We start from the raw sequence: 13162 nt of genomic DNA, 5'->3' as shown, positions 1-13162 counted from the left end.
ACCCATACGGAGATTCTTTTATGAGCAAAGTTATTCTTCTAACTGGTGCCAGCAGTGGTATTGGCGAGGCCACAGCAAGAGTTCTGTCAAAACAAGGTCATCGGCTGGTTATTGGCGCTCGACGTACTGAGCGGCTCGCGGCGTTGGCCGATGATTTGCGCTCTGAGGGCGGCAACGTGGAGTATCGTGCGGTGGACGTTACACGGGGCGAAGACCTCCAAGCCTTCGCCGATGCGGCGCTGACGCTTTATGGTCGCATCGACGTTATCATCAACAATGCTGGTGTCATGCCGCTCTCGCCGCTGGCTTCGCTCAAGGTTGACGAATGGGACCGCATGATCGACGTCAACATCCGCGGCGTGCTTCACGGGATCGCAGCCGTACTTCCTACCATGCAGGCTCAGCGCAGCGGTCAGGTTATCAACATCTCCTCAATAGGGGGGCTCTACGTTGTGCCAACCGCCGCGGTTTATTGCGCAACCAAATATGCAGTGCGCGCCATTTCTGACGGCTTACGCCAGGAACACAACAACCTCCGTGTTACCTGTGTTTACCCTGGCGTAGTCGAATCGGAATTGGCCAATACCATTACTCATGCCGGCACTGCCGAAGCGATGAGGAGTTTCCGCGAAATTGCTCTGAAACCTGACGCCATAGCAAAGGCCATCGCCCATGTCATCGACCAGCCAGACGATGTGGATACAAGCGATATTGTCGTTCGCCCGACCGCAAGCCCGGCATAAACTTAACATTCAAGAGATGGTGAGTAATTAGTGGTTTTTGGGTGGCACAGAACCTAACGGATCCAGGTTCTGTGCGCTTTTATTGCAAGATCATCACGCTATTCTCTTTCGCTATTTCCCTCAATCACACCAAGACTGACCATAATGCGAAAAGCAGACTCCACTCGCGCTTCGTTAGGATAGTTTTTGTTCGCCAACATCACTATTCCGGTCTGCTTACCGGGAACCATTGCGACATATGCGCCGAACCCGTTAGTCGAACCAGTCTTGTTGACCCAAACATCATCTCTGGGCTCCATAGGAGGCGTGATAGCCTCAGCAAAATTCGGTTCCAGAATCATGTCGTAGCCATTACCAGAAAGCAGCGTTTGGAGCTTCACTGGCAGTGTGTACTCTTCCCAGACCAAACCTTGGGTCATTTCACCAACCTGATAGTGTCCTCTCTGGGTGGCATAAATCGACGCTTGAAGCGTTTCGTCAAGCTCTAGAAGCCCTAGATTAGCCTGAACAAACGTTGCTAAATCATTTGCGGTGGTTTTGATGCCGTAGGCCTGATCATCGAGCATGCCAGGCGAAACACGTGCCGACTGACCTTCTCTATCTTCGCCCATTGCATAGTGGTCTCTTTGAGCGTCAGGTACTTCATACCAGGTTCGGGACATTCCCAAAGGCTCGAAAACTTCGGAATGCATCACTGATACAAAGTCGTCATTAAAACTTGCTGCCGTGGCAAGTCCTAGAAGACCGATGCTGAGGTTCGAATAGGTTCGGCTTTCTCCAATGGCCTCGGTTGGTTGCCACTCTCGATACCAATTCATGAGTGATGCATGATTGGTGATGTCCTCGGGCACGAACAACGGTAGGCCTCCCCCTGTATAGGTGGCGAGATTCTCCCCGGTTATATCATCGAAAGCGGTTCCATGTAGCCCATGAAGAGCGCTGCTTACTGGAGCCTTGAGATCGAACTTACCTCGTGAGTCGGCAATTGACGCCAAAGTGGCCGTAAATGGTTTGCTGAGCGAACCAATCTCAAACAAGGTTTTGTCGTTGACGAGAGAACCATTGATACGGGCGTCCATCCCATAGTTGAGAATCGATGTTCCACCTGGGCGAATGATTGCTACCGCCATTCCGGAAATATTGTGTTTATCCATCAGGGACTCGATTTCCAGATCGACTTGGCTTTTCAAATCCTGGCCTGCTGCCTGAGCAAACGACAAATGTGATCCAAGTAATAGTCCCATCAACAATTGAGCAGAAGGCTTTCTCATGTTTCCCTTAATTCGCAGTTAATTTTTGCAATTAAATAGGCTCCAAATATAGCGCGATGCTTCCCTGCACTCACGCTAACAATTTTTAATCAAACCACTGAAAAAAATGAAAAAAGTTCTAGCAAAGAGAAAAATCTAACGAAATTTCTAATCGGGAATTCGTACGATCAATTCCATTTCGACTTGAAGCTCGGGCGCTGCCAGGGCCTGAACTCCAATACCCGTCACACACGGCTGTGCGCCATCAAATGTTTCTAAAAATGCAGGCATAAGCTCCTCTAACCTTTCACTTGTCAGATTAGTGACATAAATGCGCGCCATTACAACATGCTCAGGTTTGGCATGGACGGCATTTAACGCCGAGCGTGCATTTATCGACACTAATTTCATTTGTTCCGCTAAATTATCTGGAACAGCCTCGCCACTAGGTTGCCAAGCTACTTGACCGGAGACAAAAGCCATGCGGCCGGGCTCGACTATTGAGATTTGGGAGTAGCCCATCCCTCCAGCATTCGGCAATGTTGAGGGGTTAAGGCGAACGATTGCGTCTGACATGATCTTTCCTCTTTCTTCAATAAAGATAATTTCCCGAAGCTCTTAGGGAAACTTCACGACTCACTCTTGAGTACTCATATTCGACAACAGACAATGTACAGACAATTCTGTCGAAGCGGATTCGCCAATGAGACGACTGTCAATCGCTACACCCAGTAGTCCCAGCTCAAACCTTGACTTGGGCACGCTTCGGATTTTCGTCGCAATCGTCGAGACAGGGAGTTTTGTTTCTGGAGGGAAAAGTCTGGGTTTAACACGCTCCGCAGCGGGCAAAGCTATGGCACGGCTTGAGGCTCATCTTGGCACCCGCCTGCTACACAGAACCACAAGAACGGTTTCACTGACAGTGGATGGTGAGCGCTTTTATCAACGGTGTGTTCAGATTTTACAGGACCTGGAGGAAGCTGAAGCCGACATTCGTCAGGACTTGCCTCAGCCTACAGGTACCCTGCGCATATCAGTTACCGAAGCTTACGGCCGGATAGTGGTTCTACCTTTCCTAAAGAGATTCCTGGAGACGTGGTCCGAACTCGACGTGGAGGTCAACCTTACTGACAGAATCGTCGACTTGGTTGAGGAAGGGTTTGACTTGAGCATCCGCATAGGCGACATCCCAACAAATTCCCAACTCATAGCACGCAACGTTGAATATGCGCGACCCTACTTATATGCGGCGCCATCGTACATCAATTCGTTTGGCTCGTTGACAGAACCGTCGGATCTCGGGAATCACCAAAGGCTTATTTACGGGCTGGGCATTCATTCCACAGGTTGGAATCTGGTCACCTCGTCCGGATCGGAGGTCTTTATCGATGGCGGTAGAAAATTGCGCTTCGATAGCGGAGAGGCAATTCGAGAGAGTGCGCTTCACGGCATGGGAGTGGCCTATCTTCCTTCTTTTTTGGTCAACGATGATGTTGAATCTGGACGTTTAGTCAGGCTTTTGCCGAATTACGGAGGTAAAAGACTGCCCATACAGGTGGTCTATGTGAGTCGTAATCACCTGGCGCAAAAAATACGTTTATTTATTGATGGTTTAGTTAAGCACCGTCAAGAGAGTTGCCCCTAGCCCACGATTGATTCAATTCAAGTTGAAGAAGTCAGCACAAAGTGCAAGAGTAGATTGAGCGCAGGCAGTTCAGTCTAAAGACTAGTTATAGACGCTCTTCGGCTCTGAGCGTCAGTACTTCGTAGCCGTCTGAGGTAACGGCCACCGTATGTTCCCACTGCGCAGATAGCTTCTTATCACTGGTGACAACGGTCCACCCATCGTTTTTCAACTTAACCTTGGCCTTTCCCTGGTTAATCATGGGCTCTATCGTAAAAACCATCCCTTCCTGAAGCTCCAGACCTTTACCGGGCTGGCCATAGTGCAGTACCTGTGGCTCCTCATGCATTTCTCGTCCAATACCGTGCCCACAATATTCGCGCACAACAGAATACCCGTTTTTCTGAGCGTGGCTTTGGATGGCATGACCAATATCACCCAGGGTCGCACCGGGCCTTACGCGCCGTATTCCCTCCCACATTGCTTCATAGGTTTTATCGACCAAACGCTTGGCCACAGGGCTTACGCTACCGATCATGTACATCTTGCTGGAGTCAGCGATAAACCCGCCCTGCTCCAAAGTGATATCTACGTTGATAATATCGCCGGATTTTAGCTTCTGAGTGGTCGAAGGGACGCCGTGACAAACAACGCGATTGACAGAACTGTTTAAAACATACTCGTAACCATACTGACCTTTACTCGCTGGTCGAGCGTTCAACTGATCGGTGATAAACCTCTCCGCAAGGTCGTTAATCTCCATCGTGGACACACCGACCTCGATAAAGCCGTCAAGGTACTGAAATACCGTTGCCAGAAGCCGACCAGACTCGCGCATCACATCCAATTCTTCAGCGCTTTTCAGTATTACACTAGCCACAAACGGTCTTCCTTGTGTCTACTTCAGCCAACTTCATCTGCTCGCGCATGATTTCAGTAAAAGACATCGTCGGATTCGCCTCAGCGAGCATACCAATCTTTATCCAATACTCGGCCTGCGCATTGATAGAACGGACCATTACCGAGCTAGCCTTGCGGATCTCCCCATGTAGTTTGTCGTCAATCTTTACAATTCCCATAGCAAACCCGTGATATACGATGTGTATATGGATCATATATTCCAGGTTCCAAGCTAGCAATAGGAACCGTGAGAAATCTCATCCTTTTGCTACCGCCAGCCTTCTCTGATGTGGCCTTCAGCCGTGTATACCGTATGCAATAATGTGCGCAAGCACATGTGCCGTAATGGCAGCCTCCAACCCATAACGCCAGAAGAGAATGCCGGCAACCAGACCGAAAAGTGCGTTACCAAGGGTGATGTAAGCAACGATTGTCAGGGGCACGCCACCCACAGCGGCAACAACGGAAGGAACGTGGGATACTCCGAACAGCAATGCACTTATCCCGATCCCCAGCCAAACTACGGTGCCAGATGGAGCAGCTTTTCCTCGTTGCAGAACGCGCCAGCCTAACCAGACAAGGGTCGTCATCAGCCCCCACCGGACAAGCACTTCCTCTGTTATACCACCGTAGAGAACACGTGCCGCCAATGGGATTGAATCCGTCTCCTGCAAGACAGCCAGTTCTTTGGGCGAGAATTCGTAGAACCCGACAATGACTGCTGCGCCTAAAATGCCACCGATAACCCCCGGAAGCAGCTGGGGGGCAATTGCGGGCAAGAAGTCGCCACGTTTGGCCAGTGCTGTCAGAACAGGAGCGCGGAAGCCTACTTTCGCACTCAGGAATGTTCCCAGCCCAGCTGCCAGAGCAACCAATACGATGCTTTGAGCCGCGGTGGCAATCTGCAATGTCTGAAGGGGAACCGAGAGATTATCAGTATCGATCAGAATTGGTAGAGCCAACCACGATATGGCTATAGGCCCGGGGATGGCTACCAAAGCCACCAGGAATGCGAGTCTCCAGTTCATTATCAATTCCTCAATTTGATTGGGTGGCAGAATACCAGAGGTACTCTCGGGCGTGACCCTGACCCGGTCGACGAATTTAGTACTTTGTGTGGAATTGCGAACTGGCTGGCTATTCTAGAAACTACTTTAAGTTTGTTTAGCACTTTGTGTGGGTTTTGGCGGGTAAGTCACTGATATACGGTGGCGGAAGTTTAATGCTTTGTGTGGTCGTCCAATAACCACCAATAGAGATATTGATGAGTTTTTTCCAAAGCTTGTCATGGTTGCTCCGCTATTCGACCACTTCCCACTCAGAATCAGCGTTCAGGCAGAGAGTTACATCTTCACTAGTACTCTCGCTTTGTTCCAGCCTGATCACAAAATCCAGGACCAGACATTCCTGATCATTGATGGATGTTCTCTTATTGAGAGTGACGGCGCCCTCACTACCGCTTCGCGGATTTGCCCAGCCAAGGGTTTTACCGAGCTGGTTTTTAAGGGCTAGTTCGTTGATCCGCTGAACGATCAATGTTTCATCCATTGGGGTCAGACCTTGAACGTCTTTGGAACCCAGCGAGAAAATGGACCTCCCAATATTGCCAACGATGTTAAAGGGTGTCTTCAAAATTCCCCTGAAAATGCCGGTTACGGCCCCTTCGCCGGTGTTTTGACCGATCTCGTACATGTTATCGACGATTCTCTCAGCTTGATCCAATAGAGGGGGCAAAGCTTCACGGGTAGTAACTACCTCATTTATAGCCCTGCTTGCCACAGTTCGCGTGGAGCGCACTTCCTCCAGGACAGCCGGAACCTGCTGCTGTAGTCCCTTCACTTCTTTGAGTATCGGAGGAACCATTTGTCGCACATGCTTTACCTCACTCAGGGTCGGGGGAATTTGCTCACGCACTCGAGCAACCTCGTCCAAGATAGACGGGATCAGCGCCCTCACCTGCCTGACTTCCTCCAGAATAAATGGGATCTGCTCCCGTACTTTTCCTACCTCGTCCAGAATGGTGGGTACTTCGTTTCTTGTCTGGCGGATCTCCTCTATAACCGGTTGGATCTTTTGCTGAGCGGCGTCAACGCTCCTGATCAATTCCGGCAATTGCCGGGTCATGCGCGTTAACTCAACGCCGAAGTAAACAATCGCCCCGGAGAGGCAGAAATAGCTCAAGGCCAGTAAGTAAGTCGCGTTGCTTCGATCTTTTATAGTCATTCTGCACCACTCAAACTCAACGCCAAATTTTGATCCAAGATCCTACCGACAATGGCCCGCGTATTATCGTGCGCGTCAATTGTCGCTGCCTGAAGTCTCGGCCTTGTCAGTTTCAGCCAGCACCCCGGTAATACGGGCTGCTGAAGTATTCGTAAAGAATGATCAGCCTCCCATGTTGGGATTGAGCCCGTCAGAGAGTGAACGACGATAGCAGCGTATCGCTGGCAGCAGTCCAGCCAGCAAGCCGGCCGCGAGTAGCCCTGTAAACAGCGGCAAGAAGGTTCTCCCGGAGAATGCAGTGGACAGACTCAATCCATATTGCTGGACCAGCGTGCTTTCGAGTGCCGATAAGGTTAACGTCGCAAAAAATATCCCCACCACCAAGCCGCCAAGGGTGAGTAGAAAGGCTTCACCCACGATCAGCAGAAATATGTGCCGAGGCCTCGCACCGACAGCGCGCAACACGGCCATTTCGTGACGGCGCTCTTCCAGGCCACTCCAAAGTACGGTCAGCATCCCCGCCAGCACCACAGTGATCACACACCATGACATGCCCCGTAGTACATTCTCAGCCACACCAACAATCTGCCAAAGCTCCAGCAGTGCTGGGCCCGGCATGACAGCGCTGAGGGGCTCAGCTGGCCAGTTGCCGAGTCGCGCCTGCATAAACAGTGCGGCCGCGCGCTGATCCAGGGCCACCAGCATCGCCGAGATCCGTTCCGGAGCTTCAACCACCAGGCGGGCCTCTTCGGCACTGAGCCTGTCAAATGCCTCAGGGGGGCGTCCATCCTCCCAGTCGGCGTGCATCGCTTGGATGCCAGCCAGGCTGACATGGACCGTACGATCAATCGCCGTGCCGGTGCGTTGCAGTATGCCGACAATTTGAAACGGTTTGTCCTCATGGCCGTGCGCCGCATACATCGAAGCTTTTAGACCATGCTCAAGAACAATCTGTTGGTTCAGTTGGTAACCAAGCTTTTCAGCGACCTCAGCACCTATCACAGCATCGAAGACATCAGTGAAAGGATTTCCCGCAGCAAAGGCCAGAGGCTGTGACCGTCCATAGCGAAAATATTTGAAATAGTCCGGCTCAGTACCCATTACCGGGTACCCATGGTGAGAGTCGCCGAAACTAAGGGGTAGTGCCCAGGTCACTCCGGGAAGACCTGCTATCTGGCGGTAAGAATCAAAGGTCATACCTTTTCCCGGCGTTCCGGTACGAAATACAACCCCCATTAATAACTCAACCGAGCCGCCGCGGGGCCCCACAATCAGGTCAACTCCGGAGACGCTACGCGTGAAGGATTCACGGGCCTCGGTCCGGATTTGTTCGACGACGATCAGCATGGCAGAACCCAGACCGATACAGGCAACCGTCAGCAACGCGACGAAGCGCCGCGAACCGAGACTGCTCCAGGCCAGGGTTAGCAGAGACCGCATCAGCATAGGCCTCCCTCCAATGTCAGGTGACGCTCGAAATGCGGGCGCAGGTTGGTATCGTGGCTGACGAGTACGATCGCTGTATTGGCGCTGCGCGCCTCCGAGAAAAGCACTTCCAGAAAAGAGTCACGATTGTCGGCATCAAGGGCCGAGGTGGGTTCATCAGCGAGCACCAGCGATGGCCTTCCGATCAGCGCCCGTGCGGCGGCAACCCGCTGTTGCTGGCCGACGCTCAAGCGCGCCGCGCGCCGCAACTGGACGTCCCTGGCACCGAGCCCGAGGGCAGCGAGCAGGCGCCGCGCTTCATCAACCAGCGTACCGCCGTTCTCAGCCTCCTTGCGCCGCCTTATCGAAAATTGGCACGGCAGCAAGACGTTGTCGAGAACGCTTAAATAGGGGACAAGGTTGAATTGCTGAAAGATAAAACCAACATGATCAGCCCTGCTTAGGTCGCGCTGGGCAGCGTTGAGCGACGCCCAGCTCTGACCGAGAATTCGGACGTCTCCCCGCTGCGGTAGCAGCACCCCGCCCAGCAACTGCAGCAAGGTACTCTTGCCTGAACCACTCGGTCCTTGAAGCAACCAATGTTCACCTGACTTGACGTTCAAGTCTGTGATACCAATCTGGAACGCAGAAGCTGGCCAGGCAAAACTCATATTTTGAACAGCAAGAATAGGCGTCAACTGCGACTCATACAACGATGCAACTTCGACCTTCGCAGTATGTGCTGCGGGCGAACCTTCAAGATCCTGCTCAGGTGCGGTCTGGACCTGTTCGGGCATCAAACTATCTCCCTGCTATTTGCTATAAAGCTCAATAGCGCCGGCCTCCAGCGTGTAGCTGCGCGGAATATCTGCGTGGCCATCAATCAAATAAAGTTTCGTTGTGCCAATCTGTGTGCTCATTTTTCCCTGTACCCACACCGGCGTGAATTGGCCATCGACCTCAATCCCCTGCGCAAACTTCACCAGTACGATCTGATTGGCTGGTGGTACCGGCTCATGAATGCAGGCACCGACGTAGGGAACGAGCAGGAATTCCGTTATTTTCAGCCCGTCCATCTCGAGTGGCAGGACATAGCCGGCGAGCCGTACCTGCTGTTCGTTCAGGGTTTCGTTGACCGCTTCCATCGCGTGCTTTCGCTTGGCGGCAATCTCTCCGCGCAAAGCGAGTAAACCATCAATATCGATATTGTCCTTCTCAAGCCGCTTTAAAGCGTTATTGAGCCTTTCAGTTTGCTCTGGTGTATTGTCCACGCCGACCGACTGTAGCTGCCTTGTTCTGGAGACCACCACCAGGTCGAGTTTCTGCTCAGGGGTCAGCTCGAGGAAGGGATCGTTATATACCTCAACTTGCGGGACAAGATCTCTCCACGTTATCTGTTGCGCCTTTTCAGTGGTGGCAGCCAAGGCACTGCCGGCGAGCCAGATGAACAGAATGGAAAAAACCAGCATATTGAGTGCCGGCCAGCTGCCAAAAGTGCTTCTTTTTCGAGTCTTACCTGTCACCATTAACTTCCTTAGTAACGACGGCTTGCTCGGGCGCACCCAGATTACCATTACCGCCCAAATCTTCCCGTCGGTCGACGGCGACGGTGTTTGCGTATAGGGTCCAGCCGCTGAACATGCGCGCCTCTCCATCGAGGATGTATATGGTGGCATCGCTTTCTTCGCTTCGGAGCAGGCCTGAGACCTGAACCGGCACATAGAGGGACTGGCCCTTGGGGTCGTCCAGCAATCTCACCCGCACGAGCTGGTTCGGTGGAGGGGGTGGAAGATGACTGCACATACCCACCTGAGGGACCAGATAACCGAAATAGCTGCCATCGGGGGCCTGCGGCGCGGGGATCAGATAGCCCGATAGCGCAACTTTGGCGCCGTCCAGCACAGGGTTTGTAGCCATGCGCGCGGTTTGCCGCTTTCTGGCGACCTCCCAACGCTGGGTTAAAAGCGCATCGACGTCATGACCGTTGATCTCCAGCATGTCCTTCGCCGCTTTGCGTCGGTCTATGAGCCGGGCGCGCTCTTCTTTGGCAAGATCATTTTGCGAGAGCTTCTGATCCAGCTCGACCAGAAGCTTCAACTCATTCAGCAAACGGAACCCCATGTCTCTGTAGGGGTCGTCGAAAACGACGGCCAGAGGGTCCACAAGGTCTGAAAACCCGATTTCCTCGGGTTCTGCAGACGCCTGGGTGGCGACCAAAATGGCCGCCACGAAGACAGAGGTCAAAAAACGCATGTTCCCGCCTCCTTGCTCAGGTTTCTCACCGTCAGTTTTCGACTTTCTGGGGAAAGGCACCCGTGAAGCCAGATGGCATACCGGTGGAGAAGGTCTTGTTCCACCCTTCTAGCGATATCGGTTCGAAGCGGGGTTTGGCTTCGGGTTCAAACCGGATCGGCTGACCGGGGAAGACAGAAAGCAGCTCATCGTCGCGCACAACGATCTGACCGTTGACGATCACGGCTTTCATGCCCGTCGAAGGAATAGCGCCCTGTTCGTAGGTTGAATTGTCCGTGAAGGTTTCGGGGTCAAAGACCACGATATCGGCAACCATACCAGTCTGGATGCGGCCGCGCTCTTGCATGAACGTCAGGCCGGTATCGCCCAGATGCTTGGCCGCAGTGTAGCTCATGATCGACATCAGCTGCATCATCGGGATGTTGTTTTCCCGACCAAGTCGTATCGTTTTGCCTCGGGCACCAGCCGTGCGCGGATGGGTGCCGCCCAGTTTTTCCATCGGGTAATCCCACGGGGCGTCGTACGGCGTGGCAGCAACCGCATCACTGGCCATGGTCACGCCCTTGAGCGTCAGCCACTTAGCCTCGTTTTCTACGGGCTGCTTGAATATGACGATCGGTCTGGTCGGTTCGGATGCGATGGTGGCATTGTAGGTCTCCAGGGTATAGTACTCACCCGTGACCGGATCCAGCATAGTATCTTCATAGCGCCTGCCGAATACGTCGATCCAGCTCTCAGGCGCCAGGAACGAAGCATTGATCGTGGTGGAACCCGCAGCGTAGGGATAGACTTCACCCCAGATGTTGTGGCCCTGTTCCTGAAGCTCGATAATCATCTGGTGTGCGAGCCGCCAGCCGTCATTGTTGAAGTGCAGGACGATCGCCGGGGCGCCAAGCGCCACGGCGTTGGCAATGAGTTCCTGCGCGCCGTTGTTCTCAGTCGTGTCGGTGCCGAGCGTATAGCGGGTATGGGCACCGGTCGGGCGGCCATAGCGTGCCCCGACTTTCTGCACCTCGAACATCTCACGTGATGAGACTCCCTCTCTCATGTAGCCTACGGTGCTGCCGATGCCGGGTGCGCCAGCCTGCAGCCCCTTATCAATCTCCTCGAGAATCGCGTTGCCCTGTTCCAGGGTCGGGCGCGTCGCGCTCCAGCCAGTTTTCGCCCGGGTTGTTAAAGCGGCTACGGGGCCATTTATCAGGTAATCGGCGCCGTCTGACCCGTCGATCACCATCGCGCGGGCAAACTCGTGGCTGACCGCACAGCCGTAGTTGGCCTGGGTCACACCTTCGCGCGCCTTGTACCATTCCGCCATATAGGACCCTGCACAGCCCATCTCGAAATCCATGCTGCTGGTCAACCCATCGCGCAACCCGAGGGAATAGCCGATCGGCATTTGAAAGTGGAAGTGCGTGTCGATGAAGCCCGGCGCGACGATGTGGCCGGTGGCATCCACGCTCTCGGTCCCCGTTAGTGCATTCTGGCTTATCGCGACAATACGACCGTCCTTGATGCCGACATTGGCAATGTCGTCAAACAGTGTTTCAGGGTCGATGACCCGGCCGTTGTTGATCACCAGATCGTAATCGACGGCCAATGCCGGCATGGCCATAACAAGCGAGGACACCAATGTGCTTAAAAGAATTTTTTTCCGTTTCATTGCGATTTCCCTTTTTTTGTTTCTACATTTCCCAAATTAGATTTCAAACACATTCTTAACGACACAAAGGCTATTTACTTTGTGGCGTTAAATAATAAAGGTCGTATAAAGACCGGCTTATTTCTGCAATGGCTCGATCCTGGTCAGCTGTGGAAGTTGTACTACTATTGGTGAATACCGCAATCGCAAAACGACGACCATCGGGTAGAGTAATGAAGCCCACGTCATTAGCAACACCGCCAATAGTTCCTGTTTTGTGGGCGACTGGCGCTCCTTTTGGAAGAAGACCTTTTAGCCTTCCTGCACCTGTACGTGTGCGCGACATAACTCCCAGCAAAAACTTGCTGCTCTCTGCGCTCATTGCCGTACCAGCATCGATAGCGAGAAGCAATTGCAACATGGCTTTGGGCGTTGAGTGGTCGCGTGGGTCCTTTTCGAACGCCATGTTTGGCTGAGTCATCTTTAATAAGAGTGAGGGGTCATCAGCAACAGCTTTTGTCACGACGGGAAAATAGGCCTTGTCGGGCAAACCATAGAAATCTCTTAAGATTTCGGAAGTAGACCGATCAACTCGTTGATCTGTAATACCAAGACTGCGCAATTTCTTAGTTACTGCTTCTGGACCTCCCGCTAGCTCTAAACTGAAGTCCGTCGCTGTGTTGTCGCTTTCTGTTATCATCACTTCTATCAAGTTGGCCACAGAAAACTGTACACCGGGATGAACGTAGGTCTCTGCGATCGCATTGGTGCCTACGACCATCTCTTCTTGTGGAAGATCAATTAAATCAGAAAGTTTGATCTGGCCCTGATCAACGCGGTCTAGCAAGGCGACTGCAATTGCCACTTTATAGGTACTCGCCATAACAAACGATTCATCGCCGTTTACGGTGACACTCACCCCGGAGCCAATTTCCTGTGCAGCCACACCAAGGCGGCCAACCAGCCCCTCCGAAAGTTTCTCAAGTTTCTGAGGAACATCTTTAACATTGTGTTCCTCCGAAAATGCCGGTTGAACTGCAAAGAATAACGAAGCTATTACAATAAGAAATGTTGCTATGTTTCGTTTCATGGGACTTCTCCTTTG

General features: G+C 52.6%; 14 protein-coding genes. 2 read left to right on the top strand and 12 right to left on the bottom strand.

The window, feature by feature from the left end; all coding sequences use genetic code 11:
- The first annotated feature begins 20 nt into the window (after nt 1-20).
- Nucleotides 21-743 carry an SDR family oxidoreductase gene (locus ACO06L_RS03340; protein WP_202348582.1) on the top strand — a complete coding sequence of 241 codons (723 nt, stop codon included), beginning with the start codon at nt 21-23 and terminating at the stop codon, nt 741-743.
- A 98-nt stretch (nt 744-841) separates the two neighbouring features.
- On the opposite strand, the gene ampC is transcribed toward ACO06L_RS03340, so the two are convergent.
- Together ampC and ACO06L_RS03330 are read right to left on the bottom strand one after the other, a co-directional pair.
- Nucleotides 842-2014, bottom strand: a complete 1173-nt coding sequence (gene ampC, locus ACO06L_RS03335; protein WP_202348583.1) for a class C beta-lactamase — start codon at nt 2012-2014, stop codon at nt 842-844.
- Nucleotides 2015-2161: 147 nt separating this feature from the next.
- Nucleotides 2162-2569 carry a RidA family protein gene (locus ACO06L_RS03330; RefSeq protein WP_202348584.1) on the bottom strand — a complete coding sequence of 136 codons (408 nt, stop codon included), beginning with the start codon at nt 2567-2569 and terminating at the stop codon, nt 2162-2164.
- Nucleotides 2570-2696: 127 nt separating this feature from the next.
- On the opposite strand from ACO06L_RS03330, the gene ACO06L_RS03325 reads away from it, so the two are divergent.
- Nucleotides 2697-3638, top strand: coding sequence for a LysR family transcriptional regulator (locus ACO06L_RS03325; protein ID WP_202348585.1), 942 nt, complete (start codon nt 2697-2699; stop codon nt 3636-3638).
- A gap of 85 nt (nt 3639-3723) precedes the next feature.
- Here the strand turns inward: ACO06L_RS03325 and map are convergent, their stop codons facing one another.
- The 10 genes from map to bla form a co-directional block, all read right to left on the bottom strand.
- Complete coding sequence (gene map, locus ACO06L_RS03320; protein WP_202348586.1) at nt 3724-4497, bottom strand: type I methionyl aminopeptidase; 774 nt, start codon at nt 4495-4497, stop codon at nt 3724-3726.
- Nucleotides 4490-4696 (bottom strand): ParD-like family protein, encoded by a 207-nt coding sequence (locus tag ACO06L_RS03315; protein WP_202348587.1) that lies wholly within the window; start codon nt 4694-4696, stop codon nt 4490-4492. The genes map and ACO06L_RS03315 overlap by 8 nt, the downstream gene beginning before the upstream one ends.
- Nucleotides 4697-4813: 117 nt before the next feature.
- Entirely contained in the window at nt 4814-5545 is a 732-nt protein-coding gene (locus tag ACO06L_RS03310; RefSeq protein WP_202348588.1) for a type II CAAX prenyl endopeptidase Rce1 family protein, read from the bottom strand.
- Nucleotides 5546-5816: 271 nt separating this feature from the next.
- Entirely contained in the window at nt 5817-6740 is a 924-nt protein-coding gene (locus tag ACO06L_RS03305; protein WP_202348589.1) for a hypothetical protein, read from the bottom strand.
- 162 nt (nt 6741-6902) lie between these two features.
- Entirely contained in the window at nt 6903-8186 is a 1284-nt protein-coding gene (locus tag ACO06L_RS03300; protein WP_202348590.1) for an ABC transporter permease, read from the bottom strand.
- The gene (locus tag ACO06L_RS03295; protein ID WP_227716165.1) at nt 8180-8863 is read right to left on the bottom strand and encodes an ABC transporter ATP-binding protein; all 684 of its coding nucleotides are present in this window, start codon (nt 8861-8863) and stop codon (nt 8180-8182) included. The genes ACO06L_RS03300 and ACO06L_RS03295 overlap by 7 nt, the downstream gene beginning before the upstream one ends.
- A gap of 114 nt (nt 8864-8977) precedes the next feature.
- The gene (locus tag ACO06L_RS03290; RefSeq protein ID WP_202348591.1) at nt 8978-9691 is read right to left on the bottom strand and encodes a DUF3299 domain-containing protein; all 714 of its coding nucleotides are present in this window, start codon (nt 9689-9691) and stop codon (nt 8978-8980) included.
- Nucleotides 9678-10418: a DUF3299 domain-containing protein gene (locus ACO06L_RS03285; protein ID WP_202348592.1), complete on the bottom strand. Its 741-nt coding sequence runs from the start codon at nt 10416-10418 to the stop codon at nt 9678-9680. The genes ACO06L_RS03290 and ACO06L_RS03285 overlap by 14 nt, the downstream gene beginning before the upstream one ends.
- Before the next feature lie 31 nt (nt 10419-10449).
- Nucleotides 10450-12078: an amidohydrolase family protein gene (locus ACO06L_RS03280; RefSeq protein ID WP_227716161.1), complete on the bottom strand. Its 1629-nt coding sequence runs from the start codon at nt 12076-12078 to the stop codon at nt 10450-10452.
- Nucleotides 12079-12148: 70 nt separating this feature from the next.
- Nucleotides 12149-13147, bottom strand: coding sequence for a class A beta-lactamase (bla, locus tag ACO06L_RS03275; RefSeq protein WP_202348594.1), 999 nt, complete (start codon nt 13145-13147; stop codon nt 12149-12151).
- Nucleotides 13148-13162 lie beyond the last annotated feature (15 nt).

The organism is Marinobacter sp., from assembly GCF_965229985.1.
Lineage (GTDB): Bacteria > Pseudomonadota > Gammaproteobacteria > Pseudomonadales > Oleiphilaceae > Marinobacter.
Note: the sequence above shows the minus strand (reverse complement) of the source record. Positions and strands in the feature narration are given on the sequence as shown.